This window comes from Proteus sp. NMG38-2 (assembly GCF_020640995.1).
Lineage (GTDB): Bacteria > Pseudomonadota > Gammaproteobacteria > Enterobacterales > Enterobacteriaceae > Proteus.
In genome coordinates, this window is record NZ_CP085481.1 from 63,123 (window position 1) to 87,231 (window position 24,109).

Sequence of the window (24,109 nt, forward strand, 5' to 3'; positions counted from 1 at the left end):
AAATCTCAGTATAATAAATCTTTTTTAATATTTTTCTTGATATCTTCTAAAATATCTTCTATTTTGTATTTTGGTTTGTAAGAGAAAGTTTCAAATGTTTTTTTCATGTCAAAAGTAAAATTCGGTTGTGAAATTTCAGTTTCTTTATATATTTTTTCTATGTGATTATTATTACCAAAAACTTTAATAATAGCATTAGCAAAATTTTCTAAAGATATTGGGTCACTAGTTCCTGCATTATATATACCTTGAGCATTATTATTTTCAATTGCCAATGATATCAATTCAGCAAAGTCTTTTATGTATGGCATATCTTTTGAGTTTTCTTTATTTCCCCAAATCTCTATTTTTTTATCATGAATAACATTTTTTATCATTTTTATATAAGCTTTTGTACATAATTCTCCATCTACATAATAATTGATTTTATCATCGTAGCAATATACAGTTGGAATTCTAAAAATGATTGTTTGTAGCTCATATTGTTGATGATAGTGTTCAATCAACTCACAAGCTGTCACTTTTGAAATAGAGTAAATTGAATGATCACCGGTATAATTTAAAGAAACTTTCTCATCGGCAGGAATAGGTATCCCCGAATAAAAATACTCGTATCGATCGGAAAATGTCATTATATAGATGATTTTTTTTACATTATTTTTTCTACAAAACTCTAATACATTTAGCGTGCCATAAATATTGACGTCAATGTATCTTTCTGGGTCATAACCTTCCATAGTTGCTGGCATAGCACCCGCAATTAAAACAACAGTATCAAAAAATTTCTCTTTGATTGAATTGAAACTTTCCTTTTTTGTAATATCTAATTTTAAATATGTTATATTTTCTTTTTCAATTTTATTATTGCAATATGTTCCATAGATTGAATATTTATTTCTTAATTCACTGCAAATACCAGAGCCTAAACTTCCTGATGCACCAATTACTAATATGTTTTTTTTATTCGACATGATAATTTCCTAATATATTGACTACTTCTTTAGGTGAGATATTCATTAATATATCAATAATAGATAAGTTTTCTTCAAACTGATTACAATTATATTGGTCATAATATATCTTTTCAGGAGATATAAAATTTAACTTGATATTATTAGATAAGAATTCATCTTTATTATAAAGTTTTTTACCACCTATAGTATTTACATAATTACCACAATTATAGATTTGGCAAAACTCTACTAATTTTTCTTTTGCATTTTTACTATTATCATAATTTACTAATGATGAATATGTATGGTTAAAATCAATACCCAAATAATTTAATACCTCAATTACTGATTTAGATGCTATATGAGCAACGTTTCTATTCTTTTCATTCAGTATATTTTCAATAAGAGGAAAAACAGAGGCGAAATATGGAGCTTTAGAATATGCTTGAGATATGGATGCCAGAATTTTTCGAGTATCCTCTTGAAAAAAAAGCTCATTTATTTTTTTAAAGCTAGATGCTTTGATTACTGGAAGAGTAAATAATTGAGGTCCATTTTTTGTTAAGATATTGTTTCGGTTAATATAGCCACCTTTAATATAATTAACATCATCATAAAATATAAACATATCGCTATGATAAGCTAACTGATAATACCCTATGTATGGAAATAGATATGGTTGCATTACAGCTAAAATCATTATCTTTAACTACCTTTAATTATATCAATAATAAAATTAATATCATCTACAGATAAATCGTGATGCATAGGCAAGCAAATAACATTATCTGATATATTTTTAGATATACTGAGATCATATTTTTTGTAGTCATGATTTTTATAAAAATCAAAATCGGTAATTAAGGGATAAAAATATCGTCTTGATAGAATGTTATTTTCTCGTAGTCTAAAATATAAACTGTCCCTATCTTCACCATATATAGTTTCATCAATAATTATTGGAAAGTAAGAATAATTCAATTTTACATTATCTTCTATATTTAAAAAAGAGATACCATTTATTTTAGATAATTTCTCTTTATAAATTTCTGCAGCTGATTTTCTAGCTGCGATTGCACTGTCGATATATTTCAAACTAGCTAATCCATATGCAGCTTGAACTTCATTAACTTTAGCATTAGAACCTAGCATGGGAATTTCAGTTTCTGATTCATAACCAAAATTCTTTAACTGATCTAATTTCTTCTTCATTTCAGAGGTATGACAAATAATAGCACCTCCTTCAATTGTTGAGTATGCTTTCGTGGCATGAAAACTTAATATTGAGAGATCACCCCAATTTAATATAGATACACCTTCTTTTCTGACGCCAAAAGCGTGTGCTGCATCATAGATAACTTTTAGATTATATTTATCTGCAATTTTTTGTATTGCTTCATTATCGCATGGAGTTCCATAAACATGTACAGGAAGGATTGCTGATGTTTTATCTGTTATTGCTTCTTCAATTTTTTTAGGATCTAAGTTGTAAGTGATAGGATCAATATCGATAAATACAGGTTTTAAATTATTAAGAACAATTGCATGGCTTGTGGCTACAAAGCTATATGGTGTAGTAATAACCTCACCTGTTAATTCCAGAGCTTGTAGTGCTGCAATTAAAGCCAATGTTCCATTGGAATATAAGCTAATATATTTAACACCTAAATATTCACATAATTCTTTCTCAAGCAATTGGTGATAATGTCCATTATTTGTTAACCACTTTCTATTCCATATATCTTCTAAATAAGGTGTTAATTCATCTAAAGGTGGAAATAAAGGAGTTGTAACTGTAATTTTTTCCATTTAAATTTTCTTCTTAAAAAGATTTGAGATAATAATGTTAAATAATTCGTATTGAAAAATACGAATAGATATTACGTATATTAAAGGTGTTATAGTCAGGATGAATATTAATTTGGCATGGATATTTTCAATGTTGATGGATAAACCCCAGCTTAATAAACTACAAATGATAGTAATTAACCAAATGGGAAATATACTTTTGCATTGTTTTTTTATATTTATAGATGTCAACTTTCCTGTATAGTAAGTGTTAATTAATAAAGCTAAATAAGATTGTGCGACAATACCAATACATATGGCCTCAAGGCCTAAAGGCACCGTAACAATTAACACTGCTGTAACAATTAGTTTTTTTATTATTTCTAACTTTAGGAATAGATCTGAACGACCTTTAACTTGTAATAAATTTAGATTAATAGCATGAATGGGGTATAACATGTAACCGACACATAATATGCTAAGTAATGTCGCTGCATATGACCAATTCTCACCCAAAATAATTGATATTAATGGTTGTGAAATAATGGCTAAACCCATAAGTAGTGGAAATACAATAGTAGCAGTGAGTTTTAAAGTTAGAAGATATATAGAATCAAAATTTTTATTACTATTGTTTATATGACTTAGCATAGGATATGTAACTCTTTGAATTACACTTGTTAAAGTCATAGCTGGGATATAGGATAAATTTTTTGCTTGAGAAAATAACCCTAATTGAGACGCCGAAAATATTCGGCCTATAATAATTTGATAAATATTATTATAGATTGTATCTATTAAGTTAGAAAGTAAAAGCTTAGAGCCAAAGCTGAATAAATATTTAAATGATCTTTTTGAAAAGGTTTTTTTAGGAAGCCAAGGTGAATAAATGTTGAGTAATATAGTATTAAGAATCGAAAAACTTAATGTTTGTATAATTAAAGCCCAAACTCCAAATCCTAAATATGCTGTGAATATAGATAATATGCTACTTAATAATACACTAATTAAAGATGCTTTTGCTTGTGTTTTAAAATTCATATTTATAATTAATTTTGTTCTCTGAATCATAGAGAATGCATTAATTATAACAATAAGCCCTTGTACTTTAGTTAAAATCTCTAATTGTGGTTGTTTGTAAAAGTCAGCAATGTAGGGTGCACTAATGTAGAGAGTGGTATAACATAAAAATGATATAAATATATTAAAATAGAATGTAGTTGAGTAGTCAGATTCTGTTTTTATTTTTTTACGAATTAATGCATTACTAAAACCACTGTCAACCAATGTTTGAGAAATAGCTATAAAAATGGCCAGCATTCCAATTAAACCGAATGCTACAGGTCCTAACATTCGACCTAAAATTAGCATAACACTGAGTTGTACTGCTTGTGTTGAGAGTCTTTCTATTGCACTCCATTTTAAACTATTAGTTGTTTTTTGTTGTAAGTCATTCATTAGACTATTTCACTAAAGTTAATAAATATTCACCATAGCTGTTTTTCGCCATTAATTGTGCTTGCCTTAATATATCTGCTTTAGTGATCCATTTATTATTAAATGCAATTTCTTCTAAGCAAGCTACTTTAAAACCTTGTCTTTTTTCTATGGTTTCAACAAATTGTGCTGCTTCAAGTAGACTTTCATATGTTCCTGTATCTAACCAAGCAAATCCTCTTCCTAACATTTCAACATTTAGTTTGTTTTTATGTAAATATAATTCATTTAATGTTGTTATTTCTAATTCACCACGTTCTGATGGTTTGATCTTTTTAGCTAGGCTAATGACATCATTGTCATAAAAATATAGTCCAGTTACAGCATAATTAGATTTAGGTACTGAGGGTTTTTCCTCTATCGAAATAACTTTTTTACTTTCATCAAATTCTACAACACCAAATCTCTTGGGATCTTTTACTTGATAACCAAATACAGTTGCTCCATTAGTTTTTGATGCAGCTTCCTTTAGTTTTGGCGAAAAGGCTTGACCATAAAAAATATTATCTCCTAAAACTAAGCAGACACTATCACTACCAATAAATTTTTCACCAATAATAAATGCTTGGGCTAATCCTTCAGGTTTTGGTTGTACTGCATATTGAATAGAAATACCGAATTGTGAACCATTATTAAGTAAACGCTGAAAGCCATCTTGGTCTTCAGGTGTTGTAATAATCAGTATTTCTCTAATTCCTGCAAGCATTAATACAGATAAGGGATAATAAATCATAGGCTTATCGTAAATAGGTAACAATTGTTTAGATACACCCATTGTTATTGGATAAAGTCTTGTCCCTGAACCACCAGCTAAAATAATACCTTTCATTTTTAAACCCTAAGAAGGTATGTACATTTATCTTCTATAGAAAATAAATGTACATAAAATATTTACTAATTTCGTATTAATTAAATATTTTGTATTAAAAAAACTATAATTTGATATAGTTTTTCCTACAAAGCTACCGCACTGGGTTTACGGCCCCCAGAGCGCCAAAATTCATCTCGGAAAATCCCTATATTATTGTAATATAAAGACTTTATTATATAAGCATACTTTAACAATATGCTAAAAACCGCACTGAGAGTAGACTCTTCAAACCAGACGGTCAAGTGATAGCTGGGTATTTTAGCATTGATTGAGGATATATAAATACTGGAATAGCGGTCGATTCAGCCAGATCATTCTGAATTACATCGTTAGGCGCTAACAAAAAGAATATGCCACCTATTCTTCAATAGATGGCATGATGTTTTGATACAATAGTTTAATTACTCTATCTAAGTTATTGGTTATTTATTACTTGCACCCGCTCTGGGCAACCAAATCTCAACCCTCAACCCACCTAATGGGCTATCATCAGCTTTAACATGACCTCGATGTTGGCTTACGGCTGTTTCTACAATAGCTAACCCCAAGCCAGTACCCCCTGATTCACGATCTCTTGCTTCATCTGTTCGGTAGAATGGTCGGAAGATATGCTCTCTATCTTCTGGGCTAACACCCGGGCCATCATCATCAACAATAATCGTGATACCTTGGTTTTGTTCAGTAAAGGCAACCTCAATGCGAGAATTTGAATAACGTAAGGCATTACGAACAATGTTTTCAAATGCACTAGCCAGAGAATATGGATTGCAGTAAATAGGCCATGCTCCCGGAGGTGTTGTGACTTGTAGGGTTTTATTACTCTGTTCAGCCTCAAATTTGGCATTATCTAAAATGTCATCCCACAATTCGTTGGCTTTTACCGTTTCGCGTAATAACTCGTTTTTATACTGATTGCGTGAAAGAACGAGTAAATCATTAATCATGCCATCAAGACGCTGAGTTTCAGTTTCTATACGCTCTAGCTCTTTACTTTCTCCACTACGACGACGTAATAATGCACTCGCTAATTGTAAGCGTGTTAATGGTGTTCGTAGTTCGTGAGAAATATCAGAAATTAACCGTTGTTGTGCCTCAACCATGCGTTCAAGAGCACTTATCATCTGATTAAAGCTGGTACCTGCTGCCAAAAATTCTTGAGGGCCTGTTTCTAGTTCAGGGTGAGGGCGTAAATTACCTTTCGCAACATCATCAGCCGCATTTTTAAGTTGTCTTGCCGGTTTTGCTAGGCTCCAAGAAAGCCACACTAATAACGGTGTGCTGATAAGCATGGTAAATATGAGTAGCAATAACGGTTTATCAAATAATAAGTTGATAAAGTCAGATTGAGGGCTACTTGATGGACGAACAAGATAAAGCTGGTAATGATCTTCACCATCTCTTACTGAAAATGGCCCTAACATCTCAGAACGGCCATATTTTTTCTTTTTAGGGTGATCGGCGTTATCAGATTGACCAATAAAGTTTCTGACAACCTGCATCTCATTACGTTGAGCACCGATAATGCGTCCTTCACTGGTCACGATAATTAAACGCTGACCAGGTGGAGCCCATTTATCAATAGCGCGAATTAATCGACGCCACCAAAGGAGATCGTTAGCGGGATCTTGAGCTAATTCCGCTTCGATATGTTGTTCTAGCATAACACCTTGACGGTACTCACTCTCTAAAAGAGGGGTAAGCTGGCGCGAGTCCAGCTTTGGAACCATCATAACTAGCACCAGAACTAATGCTAGCGTCAGCCAGAATATTGCAAAAATACGCGCTGACAGACTATTTATCATAAAGAATATTTATCAAGTTATTGAAACCATCAGATAACCACGGCCACGTAACGTTTTGAACCACGGTTGTCCATCTGTTCTTTCTGGTAATTTACGGCGTAAATTGGAAATATGCATATCAATCGCTCTATCAAAAGGTGTTAAGCGCTTACCAAGCACTTCTTGACTTAGATGTTCGCGTGATACGACTTGCCCCAAATGCTGAGCAAGTAGATAAAGCAAAGTAAACTCAGTTCCTGTTAACTCTAGCGGTTCGTCATCAAAACTCGCTTCTTGTCGGCCTGGGTTAAGTTGTAGTTTATCAACCTGTAGTGTTGGAGATGTATTGCTATCAGTCTGTTTTTGTTCGCTCCAGTTAGAACGACGTAAAATAGCTCTGATACGAGCAACTAGCTCTCTATCATTAAAAGGTTTTGGTAAATAGTCATCAGCACCAAGCTCTAAGCCAAGTACTCGGTCAAGATCACTGCCTCTTGCCGTTAACATGATGACAGGGGTCTGGAAATTTTGGCGTAACTCTTTGAGTGTCTCAATCCCGTTTTTACGTGGCATCATAATATCCAGTAATAACAAGTCGATAGAAGCATCCAAAAGTTTAAGTGCTTGTTCGCCATCAGAGGCGATTACAACATTAAAGCCTTCCATTTCAAGCAATTCTTTCAATAGCGATGTTAATTCGCGATCGTCATCCACTAATAAGATTTTATGCATTCGTCAATTCCTCCAAGAGAAAAATACGATAATAAATAGCGCGAATCTATGACTTTACGTTCTTTTACACGCTCTGACGCTAGTTTGCAGCCGCAACGGTATAGTAATCCACATAGCAAAGAATTACACATATTTAGGTAGCATTAATTAGGTCGGTATTAATCACCGAGTTTAGGAGTAAGAGCAATGCGTAAAGTAGCAGTAGTTGCATTAGCATCAATGTTTTTAGCAGCTCCGACAGTGGTATTAGCTGAAACAGCAAATACCAATCCGCCTACTGAGCAACAATATAATGGTAATTATCACTGCGGTTATGGCTATGGTATGCATGGCGACCGTGATTATAGAGGTCACCGCGGACAACGTGGCCATATGATGAATAACGGTGGACATATGATGGATCGCAATTATGGCGGATCTCATATGTTTAACGGAATCACATTAACTGAGCAACAACGTACCCAAATGCGCGATTTAATGCGCCAGCATCATCAAGACAGATATAACGGAAACTACCGTCAACGTCATGAGAATATACATAAATTAGTTACTGCACCTCAATTTGATGAAGCAGCAGTAAGAGCACAAATGCAAGATATGGATAAACAAGCAATTGAGCGCCATGTTGAAATGGCGAAAGTCCATAATCAGATGTATCAGTTATTAACCCCAGAACAGAAAGCGCAGTTGGAAAAGAATTACCAACAGCAAATGTCAGATTTTGACCAACAAGGTCAACAAAATCAGTAACGAAGTAAGTAAGAGTGTAGTGCAGCAGTACCTAGTTAGAGAGTAAGTAGCAACAACGAAGTTTTTTCCTTGCCATAGACACCATCCCTGTCTTTTGCAGCCCCTCTGGAGAGGGGCTTTTTTTTGTCCTGACCTACAACAACGCCTCAGGAGATTCAGGTAAAATCTGTCCGCCATCGACGATAATTGTCTGGCCTGTAATATATTTTGCTTCATTTGAGGCAAAGAAGGCGGCGGCGTAGCCGATATCTTCTGGCTCACCTAAAGTATGTGTTGGGATAGAAGCCTTCATTTGATTTAAATACGCTTCGCCTTGGGCTTGCAAGCCTTCAGTGAGGATATTTCCCGGCATCACAGCATTAATGGTAATACCATGACGCGCATATTCTAATGCTGCACTACGCATAAAGCCAAGTTGTCCTGCTTTACTTGCGCCGTAGTGGCTCCAACCAGGATAGCCTGTGATTGCTCCCGTAATGGATGACGTGATAATCACACGACCTTGTTTTTGTTTTTCCATGACACGAAGTGCGGCTTTCACTAAAAAGAACATACCTTTTAAGTTTACTGTATGCATTTTATCCCAATCAGCTTCAGTCATCTCTTTAATAGTTGCTTGAGGGAAAATGCCAGTATTGGAACAAAGAATATCAAGTTTGCCATACTCTTTTACGACATCATCAACCACTTTTTCACAGGCGGATTGATGAGTGACATCAAGGTGCATAAACTCAACATTTAATTCTTGTTTTGTTTTATTGCCAGCAACATCATCAATATCTGCAATAATCACCTTAGCACCACTATTTTTTAGGGCGATGACAATACCTTTACCAATGCCTTTTGCGCCACCTGAAACCAAAGCGATTTTACCCGTTAAATCAAACATAAAACCTCCTATTAAGTGTGAGTTCTACTGTATCAGTCTAGGTTGAAAAGCGGTAAATCACCCAGAGAACTTTGTTGTGGGTCACAAATGTACCTTAGATAATTTTTTTCTTTGAATGGATGTCATCACGAAATCGAGAGATAAACGTCAGATAGAATGCTGTACCAGAGAAAAACTGAATATTTATCAAAATATGCCGATGCTATTTTTTAGCATAAATAGCGTTTTTTTGAGGTGAATGCAAAAAGGCAGTAAAGTGTCTGTATAAAAAGTGTTAACTTATTAGTGAAACACATTTGAGATAGACTAGTCTAAACTTTAAACAGGCTGTCTGATTAGTTTAATGCGCATCAAGTTTATGAAAAAAAATGTACGATAATGATGAACTGGTAAAAAATATGCGTACAATGGTATTGTTGAATCAATTCAGCATTTGCGATATCGGAAAATAACACCAGATAAGCCGATATTGAAATAAAAAGTTATTCCAACAATTTTGCAATAATTACATCGAATAAGAATCAGAGGTAATCATGGTCAATGGGATCAAAAGAATTGGGGTTTTAACAAGTGGTGGTGATGCACCCGGAATGAATGCCGCGATCCGTGGCGTTGTTCGTGCCGCACTAAGTGAAGGTTTAGAGGTTTATGGGATTATGGATGGCTATATGGGGCTATACGAAAATCGCATGAAAAAACTCGACCGTTTTAGCGTGTCAGACATGATAAACCGTGGTGGTACATTCCTTGGTTCTGCTCGTTTCCCTGAATTCCGTGAAGACAATGTGCGTGCTGTTGCCATTGAAAACATGAAACAAAATGAGCTTGATGCTTTAGTTGTTATTGGTGGTGACGGTTCTTATTTAGGTGCGAAAAAATTAACGGAAGCGGGTTTTCCTTGCATCGGTTTACCAGGCACAATCGATAATGATGTAGCAGGTACTGACTACACCATTGGTTATTTCACGGCGTTAGAAACAGCAGTTGAAGCAATTGACCGTTTACGTGATACCTCAACGTCTCACAAACGTATCTCTATCGTAGAAGTAATGGGCCGTTATTGTGGCGACTTAACTCTATCTGCGGCAATCGCAGGTGGATGTGAATTTGTTGTTCTGCCTGAGGCAGAATTACCGTTTGATCGCGATGAACTGCTGGCGGAAATCAAAGCAGGTATTGAACGTGGTAAACGCCACGCAATCGTCGCAATCACAGAACACGTTTGTGATGTACATGAATTAGCTCGTTTTATTGAAGCTGAAACTAAACATGAAACACGTGCAACAGTGTTAGGTCATATTCAACGTGGTGGCTCTCCTGTTGCTTACGATCGTATTTTAGCCTCACGTATGGGTGCTTATTCTGTACAACTGCTATTAGAAGGTTATGGCGGTCGTTGTGTTGGTATTCAAAATGAAAAACTGGTTCACCATGATATTATTGATGCGGTCATGAATATGAAACGTGTCTTTAAAGCTGACTGGTATGAAACAGCGAAAAAACTCTATTAATCAATAGTGTTATCGTAATACCCTAGCCTTTCTGAGTACTATCCTTATTCGTGAACTACTCTGATACATGTTGTCTGCGTGTCAGAGTAGCTTCTCGAGTGAAAACATTTCATTTAATAATCTTATTCTCCATCAATACTGCCTAACATCCCTTGTATAGATAGTTATATTCCTGTTGTGTATATCAATCGGCTTTTTGTTATTTCATCGTTATAAAACTTTCTGTCAGCCTAGTTAAATATTTAACGATAGGGGATGGAGAGATATGTTTAAACAATGGGGTTTATTATCAACGACTTTAGTCGCATTACTTTTTTCTAATAGCTTATGGGCTAAAGATATTCAGTTATTAAATGTCTCTTATGATCCGACAAGGGAACTTTATCAACAGTATAACCAAGCATTTAGTCAGTATTGGCAGCAGAAAACGGGAGATAGGATCACTATCCGCCAATCACATGGTGGATCAGGAAAGCAGGCGACATCAGTTATCAATGGTATTGAGGCAGATGTTGTGACATTAGCTCTTGCCTATGATATTGATGCGATCGCACAAAGAGGAAGTATCGATAAGCAATGGATAACACGACTACCCGATAACTCTGCGCCTTACACTTCAACGATTGTTTTTCTGGTGAGAAAAGGAAATCCTAAGCAGATAACAGATTGGGATTCACTGATAAAACCAGGTGTTTCCATTATTACACCTAACCCTAAAACTTCAGGTGGTGCAAGATGGAACTATCTTGCTGCTTGGGGATATGGGTTAAAAGCTAATCATCAAGATAACGAAAAAGCAAAAGCATTTGTGAAAGCACTTTATCAGCAAGTTGAAGTGTTAGACTCAGGAGCGCGAGGCGCAACCAATACATTTGTTGAGCGAGGTATTGGTGATGTATTGATTGCATGGGAAAACGAGGCATTATTAGCAATTAATGAATTAGGTGCTGATAAGTTTGAAATTGTTACACCTTCGGTTTCTATTCTGGCAGAGCCTACGGTATCTGTAGTGGATAAAATTGTCGATAAACGAGGAACACGAGAAATTGCCACCGCGTACTTAGATTATCTTTACTCACCACAGGGACAAGAGATTGCAGCAAAAAACTATTACCGTCCTAGAGATAAAGTGCTCGCTGAGAAATACCAAAACAGTTTCCCAAAACTCGAACTATTTACGATTGATGAGGTTTTTGGTGATTGGCAATCAGCACAGAAAATACATTTTGCGACAGGTGGTGTATTTGATGAAATAAGTCGTCGTTGATGTGTCATAAAGCAAAAACAAAAAAATCACCTTCTGGTTTTATATTCAGCAAGGTGATTTTTTTTATTTTTTATCCATTAAAGGCGTAAGCCAGAAAGATAAAAATTATTTTTTCGCTTTAGCTTGTGCTGCTGCTTTCACGATGACGGCAAATGCATCAGCTTTCAGTGAAGCACCACCAACTAATGCGCCATCAATGTCTGGTTGACCAAACAGTTCAGCTGCATTTTTGTCGTTCACAGAGCCACCATATTGGATGATAACTTGTTCAGCGATAGCGGCATCTTTTTTCGCGATATGATCACGAATAAATTTATGGACAGCTTGTGCTTGTGCTGGAGTTGCAGATTTACCAGTACCGATAGCCCAGATTGGTTCATAAGCAATAACCGCATCTTTAAATGCAGCTGCACCATGTGCATTTAAAACAGCATCGATTTGGCGAGCACAGACTTCTTGTGTTTTACCCGCTTCGTTTTCTGCTTCGGTTTCGCCAATACATAATACAGGCGTTAAACCTAACTCTTTTAACACGCCGAATTTTTGAGCGATAAACTCGTCAGATTCTTTATGATAAGTACGACGCTCAGAGTGACCAATGATAACGTATTTAACATCAACGTTTTTCAGCATTTCTGCTGAAGTTTCACCAGTAAAAGCACCAGATAGGTTAACACCTGTATCTTGAGCACCTAATGCAATACGGCTTCCACCAATTTCATGGCGTGCTTGGCATAGGTAAACTGCGGGTGGTGCGATAGCAACATCACAACCTGCAACACCGCTAACTTCTTTACGTAGTGCAGCAATTAATTCATGAACCATATGAATGCTGCCGTTGAGTTTCCAGTTACCCATGACTAATGGATGGCGCATAACTTTTCCTCCAACCGAGTGGTTTAAATTTAGTTTGCTAATAAACATGAATTCTGTTGATACACAACAGTATAGAGAACAATGAATAGAATAGCTTTGTTTTTTATCACGGAATAGCTGAAACGATCTTGCTGTTTAAAGAAAGCTTAATCGGTTCAATTGCAAAGGTCGTTAATTGTTCACCTTCATGCGCAATAATATAGCGGATCGCACCAACATTATGGCTTACATAAGCCGGAGTTTGGTTTTTAAATGCAAACAAATCGAGAACTTCTTGAATTTGTGTAGGCGTTATTGAAGGGTCAAATTGAGCGATCAAAGTCACAATGTATTGTGTGGTGATCTCACGGTTCATTTTTTCTAATTCAGGTGAGTCTGATGCATGAATAAGCGTCAGTTGCAGACTTTTAATTTTTTCACTGCCACGTTCTAATATCGCTGAAGAGTAAATATAAGGTGTAATACGAGTTGCGGCTCTGACAAGCGGAATAGCAATATCGTGATTAGTGATAATTTTATATTCATTAAGTGATAGCAACGGATTTTGTTGGTTGAATTTTGTTCGTAGCTCCGGAATAGTTATCTCAAAAACGGGTGCATCCTGTTTAAGATAGGCAATATCATCTTTAGTGGGCTGTTTTTGTGCGACAGATATCCCTGTTGCAAAAACAGTAGTTGGCAAACAAAGAGCAATGCTTATGATTATCAGGTATAACGTAGAAAGTGTACTTTCTTTTATCATCTGTCCTCCGTTTGTCAGTGCTGTTATTGGCTAGTCTGTATTATTTGATACTAAATGGACAGTGTAATTCACACATTAAGTAAATTATTGAGAATTTATGACCTTACAACATTGGGCATTTTCATTCAAAGGACGAATTGGACGTCGTGATTTCTGGGCAGGTTTAGGTGTTTGTTTCGCTCTTTTTTCAGGCCTTTTTATTATCAATGACATGATTTATCCATTACCTGCCATTGTAACGTGGATATTGATCTTCTTTATTCTGTATCCCTTGTGTGCGATTTTCACTAAAAGACTCCATGATAGAAATAAAAGAGGAATATGGCTTTTATTACTTTTACTCGCTGTGATGTTGGGGCTGGCTGATACAAGTAGTTTAGAACCTTTTTGGCAGTGGGCGATAGGGCGTTTTCTACCTTCCTTTATCGGGATGATTATGTTGCTTGATTGTGGTGTTTTTATTGGCAATCAAAGTGAAAATTACTTTGGTAAACACACTGAGCAAGTAGATTATCGTCGCTGGCGTTAATCCTTTTTATTAAAATAAATCAGATAAGGGCAAAAAGAGAAAATTGCCCTTATTTTTCTTTTCATATTACCAATATTGTTCGCTGGTGATATGTCCTGGTTTGCGGCGTAAGTGTTTACGCATTTCTCGTTGTTCTTTTAATAGTTGTTGGGTATCTCTTACCATTTGTGGATTGCCACATAACATAATATGGCTATCTTCTGGAGAAATGGTTAAGCCCACCGTTTTTTCTAAGGCACCACTTTCAATTAACGCAGGGATACGACCTGTTAATGAGCTAATATGATTTTCACGGCTAACAATAGTTTGAATACGTAATTTTCCTTGGTAACGCTCAACAAGTTTTTCCATTAATGGGAGATAACTTAAGTCATTAGCATATCGAACCGCGTGAACAAGAACGATATTTTCAAATCTATCCAGATCTTGGCCTAATTGTAAAATCGATAAAAAAGGCCCTATGGCTGTCCCTGTAGAAAGCATCCAAAGTGTATTGGCACTAGGAATTTCTTCTAATACAAAAAAGCCACTGGCTTGCTCGGTGACAAGTAATTCATCCCCTATTTCTAGAGCACTTAATTTAGGGCTTAATTTTCCTTCGGGTACAGTCACCAGATAAAATTCTAAGTTAGGATCATTCGGCGCATTCACATAAGAATAGGCACGTTGCACTCGTTCGCCATCAATATCTAATGCTAATTTTGCAAATTGCCCCGCTGTAAATTTATCAACAGGGGCATTTACAACAAGACTTATTAACGTGTCAGTCCAGCGATTAACTTGGATAACTTTTCCATTCACCCAATTTGCCATAGAGGTTATCTCCTTACGATAAATGCGTTTATGTCGCTTATTCATTCTAAATAGGAAGCGATTTTTTATTTATCAAGATGATGTGGTGATGTTATTTATCTGAATTTTTGTCAATGAATGACACAATATGTACATTTATATTGACAACTATGGTGTTTTTCTCTGACATTAGTCGATGTACAAAAATTGCTGACTATCTCGCAAATTTCTACAAATTTGTTAACTTAGTCTCATTCTTAAAAGGTGTATATTTTGCAGAGTTTATTTTTATAAATTCTCTGTCGTGTACGCCTGTCCGTTAATTTATTTGAAATTCCTGAGCAAAGAAAAAAAATGAGAAAGTTAGAGCATGCAAATCTATTATTATTGATAATTGCACTGGTTGCTGTGGGTCAAATGACACAAACCATCTATGTTCCAGTCATTGCCGAAATGGCGGTTTACTTTGGTGAGCCGACAGGTGCTGTACAGCAAGTAATGGGCGCTTATCTTTTTTCTTATGGTTTTTCACAGCTCATTTATGGGCCTATCTCCGACAAAGTAGGGCGTCGCCCCGTTATTTTAGTCGGAATGACGATTTTTTGTTTATCAACACTGGTAGCGATTTTTTCACAAAATTTAACCACACTGGTTATTGCAAGTACCTTACAAGGGATGGGAACAGGTGTGGCAGGAGTCATGACGCGTACTCAACCTCGTGATTTATATACAGGTACGGCATTACGTTACGCTAATAGTTTGTTAAACATGGGGGTTTTAGTTAGCCCATTATTAGCGCCGATGATTGGTGGTGTTGTGGCTCACTTCTTTGGCTGGCATGCGTGTTATATCTTCTTATTATTATTGGGAAGTAGTGTTCTTTTCTGTATGTATCGTTGGATGCCAGAAACTCGGCCAGTACAAGTTGAGAAACGTAAAATGCTGTCATCATTTTACTTACTGCTTTCCAATAGTACCTTCAGTGCATTTTTGATTATGCTAATTTGTGCATTATCAGGTATTGCAGTTTTTGAGGCATCAAGCGGTGTCTTAATGGGCGGAGTATTAGGCTTAAATAGTATTACTATCAGTATATTATTTATTTTACCGATCCCTGCTGCGTTCTTTGGGGCTTGGTATGCTGGTCGTGAAGGTAAAACCTTTGTACAACTGATGTGGCACTCTGTTTTTTGTTGTTTATCAGCTGGTATTTTAATGTGGATCCCCGGTTGGCTAAATATCATTAATATTTGGACTCTTCTGGTACCTGCCGCACTATTTTTCTTTGGTGCAGGTATGCTATTCCCATTAGCAACAACGGGTGCAATGGAGCCATTTCCATATTTAGCAGGCTCTGCGGGGGCACTGGTGGGTGGATTACAAAATGTGGGATCAGGTGTTGCAACATGGTTTTCAGCCTTATTACCACAACATAATCAATTTAGTTTAGGTATGATTATGTTCGCTATGTCAGTGGCTATTATGCTTTGTTGGCTTCCTTTGGCTCACCGTTTTAGCCATGAAGAACATACTATTTAGACTATTGGTGTAGTCAATTAAATAAAAAATGCCGAGAATAGAATTTCTCGGCATTTTGGTTTTGTAGCCTAGGCTACTTCTCTCTCAACTCGTTGTATTAATTAAGCGCGATCTTCCCACTCTTGTGCACGAGCAACCGCTTTTTTCCAACCGTTATAACGGTAGTTACGCTCAGTGGTTTCAATACCAGGGCGGAATTCTTTATCAATCGCCGCTTTATTTTTAACTTCTTCTAAATCGTTCCAGAAGCCAATAGCAAGACCCGCAAGGAATGCGGCACCTAGTGCGGTACTTTCACGGACAACAGGGCGTTCAACACGAGTGCCTAAAATATCGGACTGGAATTGCATTAAGAAGTTATTGGCAACAGCACCACCATCAACACGCAATGATTGTAAACGCGCACCTGAATCGGCTTGCATTGCATCAAGTACATCACGTGTTTGGTAAGCGATAGATTCTAAGGTTGCACGAATAATATGATTACGGTTAGCGCCACGGGTTAAACCAAAGATAGCACCGCGGGCATACGGATCCCAATATGGTGCGCCTAAGCCGGTAAAGGCAGGAACAACATAGACACCATTCGTATCGTTTACCTTAGTTGCGAAGTATTCAGAGTCGGTTGCTTCATCAATGAGTTTTAATTCATCACGTAACCATTGAATGGACGCACCACCAACGAATACAGCACCTTCTAAGGCATAGTTCACTTCACCACGAGGGCCACAGCAGATAGTTGTTAACAAACCATGATTAGAGCGAACGGCTTCTGTACCTGTATTCATCAGTAAGAAACAGCCTGTACCATAGGTATTTTTCGCCATACCACTTTGTACGCAAAGTTGACCATAAAGTGCAGCTTGTTGGTCACCCGCCATACCCGCGATAGGAATACGTGTACCACCTTTACCACCAATGTTTGTTTGGCCATAAACTTCGGAAGATGGCACAACTTTTGGTAACATATTGCGAGGAATATCCAGCAGATCGAGGATTTTCTGATCCCAATCTAAAGAGTGGATGTTAAATAACATGGTACGTGAAGCGTTAGTGAAATCGGTAACGTGAACGCGACCTTGTGTCATTTTCCAAACTAACCAAGTATCGACAGTACCGAATAACAATTCGCCATTTTCTGCTTTTTCACGAACACCTTCGACGTTGTCGAGGATCCATTTTAATTTTGTACCAGAGAAATATGGGTCAACCATTAAACCGGTGTTTTGACGAATATATTCTTCAACACCTTCTTTATCTTTTAAGCGGGTACAGAAATCGGCAGTACGACGGCATTGCCATACAATGGCGTTATAAACAGGTTTACCCGTTTCTTTATCCCATACAATGGTGGTTTCACGTTGGTTTGTGATACCAATACCAGCTACATGATCAGATGGAATATCTGCTTTTGCTAATACTTCAACTAGGGTTGCACTTTGTGTTGCCCAAATTTCCATTGGATCGTGTTCAACCCAGCCTGGCTTAGGATAAATTTGAGTGAATTCGCGTTGTGAAATACTGACGATATTTGCATCATGATCAATAACTACGGCACGTGAGCTGGTTGTACCCTGATCAAGTGCAACAATGTATTTTTTTTCGGTATTCGATGTATTTGTTTCTGTTGTCATGTTAGTAACCTGTTCTGATAATCAACAATCTTGCTCTAAGTATTATTTATCGTCTTCAATTTTGCAGGTATCGCAAGGTAAGTGACGGCCAATTAATTTACGGTAAGCCAATGCACCCAAGATACCACCGATAAATGGAGCAATCATTGGAACTAAGAAATAAGGAATATCACGTCCACCAGTCAGTGCAATATCCCCCCAGCCAGCAAAGTACGCAACCAGTTTTGGACCAAAGTCACGGGCAGGGTTTAAGGCGAATCCTGTTAGTGGACCAAATGCACCACCGATAACGGCAATTAAGATACCAATCAGTAAAGGCGCTAATGGGCCTTTAGGTACACCGTTACCATCATCAGTTAAGGCTAAAATTAAGCCAACAAGGATAACGGCAATAATAACTTCGACAACAAAGGCATGTGCAACGGAAATTTGAGCTGCGGGATAAGTAGAGAATACACCGGCAGTGAAGAGACTTTCTTGTGAGCCTCTGACAATGCCATTAACTTGTTCGTAGTCGAGAAAAACACTGTAGTACATAAAGTACACAATGGCTGCGGCAAAGAAGCCACCTAACATTTGTGCAATAATATAAGGGATAACTTTTCTGCGTTCAAAGCAAGCGAATAACCAAAACGCAACGGTAACTGCCGGGTTCAAGTGAGCACCAGATGTGCCCGCGGTAAGATAAACGGCTAAGGCAACACCCAGCCCCCAGATAATACTTATCTCCCATAGTCCTAGCTCTGCTCCTGCAATACGTACTGCAGCAACACAACCAAGGCCGAAGAAGACTAGCAACGCAGTTCCGATAAATTCAGAAATGCATTGACCCATAAGAGAGGTTTTCGTCTGGCTCATATATTCTATCCTGAAAGAGGTTATTTATTGTTAGTATTCTTTTCGAATTGAAAAGATAACTGTGAATTTATCGTTAATGAGCGTAAACGAGAATAAGCGAAATTGAAATTTGTGTGTCTCATCAAGAAAATGAGTGAAAACGCTCTTAATTAGTGACTTGATCGACATTTGTAATGTGATCTGACCAGTGTTTTTGATAAATTGAAAAAAGAATGTAATTCCACGGAAGATGCTAGACAGTTGTTGATAGGCTACTTACAATCGGAAGTATCGATTATATGGGGGATTACAGTATGTCATTTGAAGTTTTCGAAAAGTTAGAATCAAAAGTACAACAAGCTATTGATACCATCACGTTATTACAGATGGAAATTGAAGAGTTAAAAGAAAAAAATGATGCGCTGAACCAAGAAGTTCAAGAAGCGAAAGGATCACACGAAGCCCTTGTTCGTGAAAACGAAGAGCTAAAACAAGAGCAATCAAGCTGGCAAGAGCGTTTACGCGCGCTGTTAGGCAAAATGGAAGACGTACAGTAATTGTCTTTAAATTGTCTTTATTTTGTCTCTAAAGCCTAAAAACAAAAGCCACCAGACGGTGGCTTTTGTGTCTTAAATCATAAGAAAGCAGATAAAAGTAAAATTATTCTTCTATTAAATCTTCATCTAAGCCCAAAGGCTCTTCTGATAAGATGATCCCGGTATTATCGGCATAAAGATAATCACCAGAGAAGAACGTAACACCGCCAAAGTTGACGCGGATATCACTTTCACCAATACCTTCACTCGGGCAACCCGCTGGTATCGCAGCCATGGCTTGAATACCTAAATCAAGTTCTGACAATGTATCAACTTGACGTACTGCGCCATAAACGACAATGCCTTCCCATTCATTCGATACGGCAAGTTGTGCCAATTCAGCATCAATTAAGGCTTTGCGTACAGAGCCACCGCCATCAACTAAAAGAATACGGCCTTTGCCATTTTCTTCTAGTAAGTCATAAAGCAGGCCATTATCTTCAAAACATTTCACGGTGATGATTTGCCCACTAAAGGCACTTTGACCACCAAAGTTTGAGAAAAGCGGTTCTACGACATTGATATCTTCTTGATAGATATCACAGAGTTCAGAAGTATCATATTTCATAGGAGATTACGTCAGGTTGCCACAGGAAAAGCCAGTATATCCCTTAACGGGGGTAGTTGGCAAAAGACTCACTGAAAATTCAGTGAGTCAAATCAACAATCGAGCTAAATTATTCTAAAACTAAACCTAAAGAGAAGAGTACGTTAGTGAGTAGTGCTGCTTTTACCATATGTTCAAGTAAAGGGCGCATTGCTTCACCTGAATGATCGGCATTAACACGTTTAATATGCAATAAAAGCATCGGTGTTGCGAGTAAGAATAGCCATGCTGTCCAGCGGTGCATATACAGAAGCGTGAAGATAATTAAGCAAGCAATAGAGAGAAAAATGACACACGTATGGTAAGTTCGTGAGCCAGCAGGGCCTAAGCGAACGGCTAATGTATTCTTGCCCGCTTGAATATCACTTTCTAAATCGCGCATATTATTAATGTTTAGAACGGCGACAGACAGTAAACCACAGGCCGTGGCCGGAAGTAGGGTGACAATATCGAAGGTGTTAGATTGTAAGTAATAAGTTCCGATTACGCTTAACCAACCAAAGAATATTAAGACAGAAATATCACCTAATCCCATATAGCCATAAGGGCGTCGGCCTACGGTATAGGTAATGGCTGCGACAATAGCGAGTAATCCCATCACTAAAAAGCCAATGGCATCTTCAGGTTTTTTACATGCAACAATAATCAGTGCAATACCTGAAATACAAGAGATGATGACATTTAATATTAAGGCTTTTTTCATTTGAGCTGGCGTTATTACGCCTTTTTGCATTCCACGAAGTGGCCCTAAACGCTCTTCTGTATCGGTACCTTTTACAGCATCACCGTAGTCATTAGCAAGGTTTGATAGAATTTGTAATGTGCCAGCTGTCAAAATAGCAAGCAGTGCAATAGGTAGCTCAAAATGCCCCATCCAATACGCTAATGCGGAGCCAGTCACAATGGCAATTAACCCTAAAGGCAGTGTTTTGGGTCGTAAACTTTCAAGCCAGGCTTGAGTCCGGCTAGTGGAATTTAGAGAGCTCATGCTGAAATTCGATACTCATGTTCGTTGTTATTATAAAAATAAGAATGGGAGGCAAGCCTCCCACGTAAATATTGCTGATAAGGATCGCACAAGTTGATTATAAAATAAATCGACTCAGATCTTCATCTGCTACAAGCTCATCCAGATGCTGTTTCACATATTCTGCATCAATCAATATAGATTGACCTTGTCGTTCGCTTGCATCGTAGGAAATTTCTTCCATTAAACGTTCTAAAACAGTATGTAAACGACGAGCACCGATATTTTCGGTCGTTTCATTTACACGCCACGCTGATTCAGCAATTTTGCGAATACCGTCTTCAGTAAAGCTAATAGAAACCCCTTCGGTTGCCATTAAAGCTTCATACTGTTTTGTTAACGATGCATTAGGCTCTGTAAGAATACGCTCAAAATCTTCTGCTGTCAGCGCTTGAAGTTCAACGCGAATTGGCAGACGTCCTTGCAACTCAGGAATTAAATCAGAAGGACTGGAAACTTGGAAAGCACCTGACGCAATAAACAGAATATGGTCTGTTTTTACCATACCGTGTTTTGTTGAAACTGTACAACCTTCAACCAGTGGTAAGAGGTCACGTTGTACACCTTCACGAGAAACGTCAGGGCCAGAACTTTGACCGCCACGTTTACAGATTTTGTCTACTTCATCAATAAAGACAATACCGTGTTGTTCTACTGCATCAATAGCTTGTTGTTTAAGCTCTTCAGGATTAACTAATTTAGCGGCTTCTTCTTCAACAATCAGCTTAAACGCATCTTTGATTTTCATCTTACGCGCTTTTTGTTTTTGCCCAGCTAAATTTTGGAACATAGATTGTAATTGATTTGTCATCTCTTCCATTCCTGGAGGAGCCATGATTTCAACACCCATTGGTGTTGCAGATAATTCAATTTCAATCTCTTTATCGTCTAATTGACCTTCACGTAATTTTTTACGGAAAGATTGACGAGCGGCCGAAGGTTCAGAGGTTTGCTCTGTGACACCCCAGTTATTTTTTGCAGGTGGAATAAGTGCATCAAGAATGCGTTCCTCAGCCATTTCCTCAGCACGGAAACGATTTTTATCAATCGCTTGGCTACGCACCATTTTGACCGCAGAGTCGGTTAAGTCACGGATAATAGAATCAACTTCTTTACCTACATAACCCACTTCTGTGAATTTAGTTGCTTCTACTTTGATGAAAGGTGCATTGGCTAATTTTGCTAAACGACGTGCAATTTCAGTTTTACCCACACCAGTAGGGCCAATCATCAGAATATTTTTAGGTGTTACTTCATGGCGCAGCGCTTCGTCGAGCTGCATGCGACGCCAGCGGTTACGTAGGGCAATTGCCACAGCACGTTTCGCTTTATCTTGACCAATAATAAATCTATCAAGTTCGCTGGCTATTTCGCGAGGAGTCATTTCAGACATGCTCTCAAATCCTTACTCTTTTGAAGAGAGTTCTTCAAAGTTGACATTATGGTTAGTGTAAATACAGATATCTCCAGCGATGCTCAGCGCTTTTTCAGCGATCTCGCGTGCAGAAAGCTCAGTATTTTCTAGCATGGCTCTTGCCGCTGCTTGTGCATAAGGGCCACCAGAACCGATTGCAATTAAATCGTTTTCTGGTTGAACAACATCACCATTACCTGTGATGATAAGTGATGTGTTTTCATCTGCAACAGCAAGTAGTGCTTCTAATTTGCGCAGCATTCTGTCTGTACGCCAATCTTTTGCTAGCTCTACCGCAGCTTTGGTTAAATGCCCTTGGTGAAGTTCTAATTTGCGTTCAAACAGTTCAAAAAGAGTAAAAGCATCAGCAGTGCCGCCAGCAAATCCCGCAATGACTTTGTCGTTATAAAGACGGCGTACTTTGCGAACATTGCCTTTCATGACGGTATTACCCATCGTTGCCTGTCCATCACCACCGATTACAACTTGGCCCTTACGGCGAACACTTACGATTGTAGTCATGAGTCAGCCCCTGGTTTAATCAATAAAAATGAGACGGGAAGTGCTTATATTTGAAATACAGCACTGCCCGTTATGTGAATTAGAATTATAGGTGGGGGAGAAAATTTATTTTTCAACCCCCAGAAGAGCGAAGAATACAACCTGATACGCCAGCACCGGCGGCTTGTCTACTTACTGAATTGGCTTGTTCTTTACTGTAAGGGCCTGATAATACGCGTATCCAGCCATCATTGCCTTTTGTTACTCGGCTTTCAACACCAGAAAAAGCCAAAGTTGCTCTTACTGATTCGGCTTGCTCTGTATTTTTAAATGAGCCACATTGCACTAAAAAGTTTGCTTCAGTAACAGCAGGTTTAGGCGGTGTAACAACAGCCGGTGCAGGTGCTTGCTCTGGTTGAGTCTGTGTTGGTTGTTGAACAACAGAAGGCTGGGGTGTTGCTGGTGGTGTTACTATCACTTGCGAGCGTGGAACTTCCCCATTGTAAGGGACTTCGGGTAACTGAACAGCAGGTTGACGTTTATCTGCTTCAATTTGTTGTAAAAATCTCAGCTGTTCAGGTGAAAGTGTTGCTTTCGGATTAATCTGGCTACCTGAAGAGGGAGATTCGGGCAATAAAGGTGTACCCACCTGACGATTTTCCAGTTCTTTAATGTACTGCCAACGCTCTTGCGGTTTAGGCGGTAAACTATTTGCTGGATGCTGCCCAGTGATTGCTGGTGCTGTTTCTACGACTTCTTTTTTATTATGCGTAATAAAATAGAGGCCGCCGATAAACAGCGCCACAATTGCGATTGCCGCGATAAGTGTTGTTAAAGGCAGCCCTTTAGCAGCCTTTTTACTTTTCGTTGTTTTTTTACGACGAGCAGATGTCTGCCCTCGTCCCACATAGTCTCGTTGTGCCACAGTTCGATTCGCTGATAATTAAAGGAATAGGTATCACGAACGATATGTTAC

General features: G+C 37.7%; 24 protein-coding genes. 6 read left to right on the top strand and 18 right to left on the bottom strand.

Going from position 1 to position 24,109, the window contains the following annotated elements; translation table 11 throughout:
• Nucleotides 1-5: 5 nt before the first annotated feature.
• The 7 genes from LG402_RS00310 to cpxR form a co-directional block, all read right to left on the bottom strand.
• On the bottom strand, nucleotides 6-971 hold the full coding sequence (locus LG402_RS00310; protein WP_227336265.1) for an NAD-dependent epimerase/dehydratase family protein: 966 nt from the start codon (nucleotides 969-971) through the stop codon (nucleotides 6-8).
• Complete coding sequence (locus LG402_RS00315; protein ID WP_227336266.1) at nucleotides 961-1,653, bottom strand: WbqC family protein; 693 nt, start codon at nucleotides 1,651-1,653, stop codon at nucleotides 961-963. Before LG402_RS00315 ends, LG402_RS00310 begins: the two co-directional genes overlap by 11 nt.
• A gap of 5 nt (nucleotides 1,654-1,658) precedes the next feature.
• Complete coding sequence (locus LG402_RS00320) at nucleotides 1,659-2,762, bottom strand: DegT/DnrJ/EryC1/StrS family aminotransferase (protein WP_227336267.1); 1,104 nt, start codon at nucleotides 2,760-2,762, stop codon at nucleotides 1,659-1,661.
• Complete coding sequence (locus LG402_RS00325; RefSeq protein ID WP_227336268.1) at nucleotides 2,763-4,199, bottom strand: lipopolysaccharide biosynthesis protein; 1,437 nt, start codon at nucleotides 4,197-4,199, stop codon at nucleotides 2,763-2,765.
• 4 nt (nucleotides 4,200-4,203) lie between these two features.
• The gene (gene rfbA, locus LG402_RS00330; RefSeq protein WP_227336269.1) at nucleotides 4,204-5,067 is read right to left on the bottom strand and encodes a glucose-1-phosphate thymidylyltransferase RfbA; all 864 of its coding nucleotides are present in this window, start codon (nucleotides 5,065-5,067) and stop codon (nucleotides 4,204-4,206) included.
• 464 nt (nucleotides 5,068-5,531) lie between these two features.
• Nucleotides 5,532-6,911 (bottom strand): envelope stress sensor histidine kinase CpxA, encoded by a 1,380-nt coding sequence (gene cpxA, locus LG402_RS00335; RefSeq protein WP_227336270.1) that lies wholly within the window; start codon nucleotides 6,909-6,911, stop codon nucleotides 5,532-5,534.
• A gap of 12 nt (nucleotides 6,912-6,923) precedes the next feature.
• Nucleotides 6,924-7,622 (bottom strand): envelope stress response regulator transcription factor CpxR, encoded by a 699-nt coding sequence (gene cpxR, locus LG402_RS00340; protein ID WP_109409897.1) that lies wholly within the window; start codon nucleotides 7,620-7,622, stop codon nucleotides 6,924-6,926.
• 186 nt (nucleotides 7,623-7,808) lie between these two features.
• Here cpxR and cpxP point away from each other — a divergent pair, with 186 nt between their 5' ends.
• Complete coding sequence (gene cpxP / locus LG402_RS00345; protein WP_227336271.1) at nucleotides 7,809-8,372, top strand: cell-envelope stress modulator CpxP; 564 nt, start codon at nucleotides 7,809-7,811, stop codon at nucleotides 8,370-8,372.
• 133 nt (nucleotides 8,373-8,505) lie between these two features.
• Here the strand turns inward: cpxP and fabG are convergent, their stop codons facing one another.
• Nucleotides 8,506-9,261: a 3-oxoacyl-ACP reductase FabG gene (gene fabG, locus LG402_RS00350; protein ID WP_006534171.1), complete on the bottom strand. Its 756-nt coding sequence runs from the start codon at nucleotides 9,259-9,261 to the stop codon at nucleotides 8,506-8,508.
• Between the two features lie 533 nt (nucleotides 9,262-9,794).
• On the opposite strand from fabG, the gene pfkA reads away from it, so the two are divergent.
• Nucleotides 9,795-10,772 (top strand): 6-phosphofructokinase, encoded by a 978-nt coding sequence (gene pfkA, locus LG402_RS00355; RefSeq protein ID WP_166539328.1) that lies wholly within the window; start codon nucleotides 9,795-9,797, stop codon nucleotides 10,770-10,772.
• 265 nt (nucleotides 10,773-11,037) lie between these two features.
• Nucleotides 11,038-12,039, top strand: a complete 1,002-nt coding sequence (locus tag LG402_RS00360) for a sulfate ABC transporter substrate-binding protein (protein WP_166539329.1) — start codon at nucleotides 11,038-11,040, stop codon at nucleotides 12,037-12,039.
• A gap of 105 nt (nucleotides 12,040-12,144) precedes the next feature.
• On the opposite strand, the gene tpiA is transcribed toward LG402_RS00360, so the two are convergent.
• Nucleotides 12,145-12,915 carry a triose-phosphate isomerase gene (tpiA, locus tag LG402_RS00365; RefSeq protein WP_069366847.1) on the bottom strand — a complete coding sequence of 257 codons (771 nt, stop codon included), beginning with the start codon at nucleotides 12,913-12,915 and terminating at the stop codon, nucleotides 12,145-12,147.
• A gap of 106 nt (nucleotides 12,916-13,021) precedes the next feature.
• Complete coding sequence (locus tag LG402_RS00370; protein ID WP_227336272.1) at nucleotides 13,022-13,657, bottom strand: DUF1454 family protein; 636 nt, start codon at nucleotides 13,655-13,657, stop codon at nucleotides 13,022-13,024.
• A gap of 97 nt (nucleotides 13,658-13,754) precedes the next feature.
• On the opposite strand from LG402_RS00370, the gene LG402_RS00375 reads away from it, so the two are divergent.
• Nucleotides 13,755-14,186, top strand: coding sequence for a DUF805 domain-containing protein (locus LG402_RS00375; protein ID WP_166539331.1), 432 nt, complete (start codon nucleotides 13,755-13,757; stop codon nucleotides 14,184-14,186).
• A gap of 66 nt (nucleotides 14,187-14,252) precedes the next feature.
• Here the strand turns inward: LG402_RS00375 and fpr are convergent, their stop codons facing one another.
• Nucleotides 14,253-14,999: a ferredoxin--NADP(+) reductase gene (gene fpr / locus LG402_RS00380; RefSeq protein WP_227336273.1), complete on the bottom strand. Its 747-nt coding sequence runs from the start codon at nucleotides 14,997-14,999 to the stop codon at nucleotides 14,253-14,255.
• 333 nt (nucleotides 15,000-15,332) lie between these two features.
• Here fpr and emrD point away from each other — a divergent pair, with 333 nt between their 5' ends.
• Nucleotides 15,333-16,517, top strand: coding sequence for a multidrug efflux MFS transporter EmrD (gene emrD, locus LG402_RS00385; protein ID WP_227336274.1), 1,185 nt, complete (start codon nucleotides 15,333-15,335; stop codon nucleotides 16,515-16,517).
• Between the two features lie 101 nt (nucleotides 16,518-16,618).
• Here the strand turns inward: emrD and glpK are convergent, their stop codons facing one another.
• Both glpK and LG402_RS00395 read right to left on the bottom strand, forming a co-directional pair.
• The gene (glpK, locus tag LG402_RS00390) at nucleotides 16,619-18,151 is read right to left on the bottom strand and encodes a glycerol kinase GlpK (RefSeq protein ID WP_210813128.1); all 1,533 of its coding nucleotides are present in this window, start codon (nucleotides 18,149-18,151) and stop codon (nucleotides 16,619-16,621) included.
• A 42-nt stretch (nucleotides 18,152-18,193) separates the two neighbouring features.
• Nucleotides 18,194-19,009 (bottom strand): MIP/aquaporin family protein, encoded by an 816-nt coding sequence (locus tag LG402_RS00395; protein WP_109409908.1) that lies wholly within the window; start codon nucleotides 19,007-19,009, stop codon nucleotides 18,194-18,196.
• 293 nt (nucleotides 19,010-19,302) lie between these two features.
• On the opposite strand from LG402_RS00395, the gene zapB reads away from it, so the two are divergent.
• Nucleotides 19,303-19,545 carry a cell division protein ZapB gene (gene zapB, locus LG402_RS00400; RefSeq protein ID WP_166539334.1) on the top strand — a complete coding sequence of 81 codons (243 nt, stop codon included), beginning with the start codon at nucleotides 19,303-19,305 and terminating at the stop codon, nucleotides 19,543-19,545.
• A 103-nt stretch (nucleotides 19,546-19,648) separates the two neighbouring features.
• On the opposite strand, the gene rraA is transcribed toward zapB, so the two are convergent.
• The 5 genes from rraA to LG402_RS00425 all read right to left on the bottom strand — a co-directional run bounded on the left by rraA (nucleotide 19,649) and on the right by LG402_RS00425 (nucleotide 24,058).
• Nucleotides 19,649-20,152: a ribonuclease E activity regulator RraA gene (gene rraA / locus LG402_RS00405; protein ID WP_166539335.1), complete on the bottom strand. Its 504-nt coding sequence runs from the start codon at nucleotides 20,150-20,152 to the stop codon at nucleotides 19,649-19,651.
• A 109-nt stretch (nucleotides 20,153-20,261) separates the two neighbouring features.
• Nucleotides 20,262-21,179 carry a 1,4-dihydroxy-2-naphthoate polyprenyltransferase gene (locus LG402_RS00410; RefSeq protein WP_109409910.1) on the bottom strand — a complete coding sequence of 306 codons (918 nt, stop codon included), beginning with the start codon at nucleotides 21,177-21,179 and terminating at the stop codon, nucleotides 20,262-20,264.
• A gap of 97 nt (nucleotides 21,180-21,276) precedes the next feature.
• The gene (gene hslU, locus LG402_RS00415) at nucleotides 21,277-22,611 is read right to left on the bottom strand and encodes an HslU--HslV peptidase ATPase subunit (RefSeq protein WP_109409911.1); all 1,335 of its coding nucleotides are present in this window, start codon (nucleotides 22,609-22,611) and stop codon (nucleotides 21,277-21,279) included.
• Nucleotides 22,612-22,623: 12 nt separating this feature from the next.
• Complete coding sequence (hslV, locus tag LG402_RS00420) at nucleotides 22,624-23,154, bottom strand: ATP-dependent protease subunit HslV (RefSeq protein WP_006534149.1); 531 nt, start codon at nucleotides 23,152-23,154, stop codon at nucleotides 22,624-22,626.
• 112 nt (nucleotides 23,155-23,266) lie between these two features.
• Nucleotides 23,267-24,058 carry an SPOR domain-containing protein gene (locus LG402_RS00425; RefSeq protein WP_227336275.1) on the bottom strand — a complete coding sequence of 264 codons (792 nt, stop codon included), beginning with the start codon at nucleotides 24,056-24,058 and terminating at the stop codon, nucleotides 23,267-23,269.
• Between the last annotated feature and the right edge of the window lie 51 nt (nucleotides 24,059-24,109).

What these genes read in the sequence shown, in the direction of transcription:
- tpiA (WP_069366847.1), bottom strand. Translation starts at nt 12,915, where the DNA reads ATGCGCCATCCATTAGTCATGGGTAACTGGAAACTCAACGGCAGCATT.
- fabG (WP_006534171.1), bottom strand. Translation starts at nt 9,261, where the DNA reads ATGTTTGATTTAACGGGTAAAATCGCTTTGGTTTCAGGTGGCGCAAAA.
- cpxP (WP_227336271.1), top strand. Translation starts at nt 7,809, where the DNA reads ATGCGTAAAGTAGCAGTAGTTGCATTAGCATCAATGTTTTTAGCAGCT.
- LG402_RS00325 (WP_227336268.1), bottom strand. Translation starts at nt 4,199, where the DNA reads ATGAATGACTTACAACAAAAAACAACTAATAGTTTAAAATGGAGTGCA.
- glpK (WP_210813128.1), bottom strand. Translation starts at nt 18,151, where the DNA reads ATGACAACAGAAACAAATACATCGAATACCGAAAAAAAATACATTGTT.
- pfkA (WP_166539328.1), top strand. Translation starts at nt 9,795, where the DNA reads ATGGTCAATGGGATCAAAAGAATTGGGGTTTTAACAAGTGGTGGTGAT.
- LG402_RS00320 (WP_227336267.1), bottom strand. Translation starts at nt 2,762, where the DNA reads ATGGAAAAAATTACAGTTACAACTCCTTTATTTCCACCTTTAGATGAA.
- rfbA (WP_227336269.1), bottom strand. Translation starts at nt 5,067, where the DNA reads ATGAAAGGTATTATTTTAGCTGGTGGTTCAGGGACAAGACTTTATCCA.
- LG402_RS00395 (WP_109409908.1), bottom strand. Translation starts at nt 19,009, where the DNA reads ATGAGCCAGACGAAAACCTCTCTTATGGGTCAATGCATTTCTGAATTT.
- cpxR (WP_109409897.1), bottom strand. Translation starts at nt 7,622, where the DNA reads ATGCATAAAATCTTATTAGTGGATGACGATCGCGAATTAACATCGCTA.
- LG402_RS00315 (WP_227336266.1), bottom strand. Translation starts at nt 1,653, where the DNA reads ATGATTTTAGCTGTAATGCAACCATATCTATTTCCATACATAGGGTAT.
- LG402_RS00310 (WP_227336265.1), bottom strand. Translation starts at nt 971, where the DNA reads ATGTCGAATAAAAAAAACATATTAGTAATTGGTGCATCAGGAAGTTTA.
- emrD (WP_227336274.1), top strand. Translation starts at nt 15,333, where the DNA reads ATGAGAAAGTTAGAGCATGCAAATCTATTATTATTGATAATTGCACTG.
- hslV (WP_006534149.1), bottom strand. Translation starts at nt 23,154, where the DNA reads ATGACTACAATCGTAAGTGTTCGCCGTAAGGGCCAAGTTGTAATCGGT.
- LG402_RS00375 (WP_166539331.1), top strand. Translation starts at nt 13,755, where the DNA reads ATGACCTTACAACATTGGGCATTTTCATTCAAAGGACGAATTGGACGT.
- zapB (WP_166539334.1), top strand. Translation starts at nt 19,303, where the DNA reads ATGTCATTTGAAGTTTTCGAAAAGTTAGAATCAAAAGTACAACAAGCT.
- LG402_RS00370 (WP_227336272.1), bottom strand. Translation starts at nt 13,657, where the DNA reads ATGATAAAAGAAAGTACACTTTCTACGTTATACCTGATAATCATAAGC.
- cpxA (WP_227336270.1), bottom strand. Translation starts at nt 6,911, where the DNA reads ATGATAAATAGTCTGTCAGCGCGTATTTTTGCAATATTCTGGCTGACG.
- hslU (WP_109409911.1), bottom strand. Translation starts at nt 22,611, where the DNA reads ATGTCTGAAATGACTCCTCGCGAAATAGCCAGCGAACTTGATAGATTT.
- LG402_RS00360 (WP_166539329.1), top strand. Translation starts at nt 11,038, where the DNA reads ATGTTTAAACAATGGGGTTTATTATCAACGACTTTAGTCGCATTACTT.
- LG402_RS00410 (WP_109409910.1), bottom strand. Translation starts at nt 21,179, where the DNA reads ATGAGCTCTCTAAATTCCACTAGCCGGACTCAAGCCTGGCTTGAAAGT.
- rraA (WP_166539335.1), bottom strand. Translation starts at nt 20,152, where the DNA reads ATGAAATATGATACTTCTGAACTCTGTGATATCTATCAAGAAGATATC.
- fpr (WP_227336273.1), bottom strand. Translation starts at nt 14,999, where the DNA reads ATGGCAAATTGGGTGAATGGAAAAGTTATCCAAGTTAATCGCTGGACT.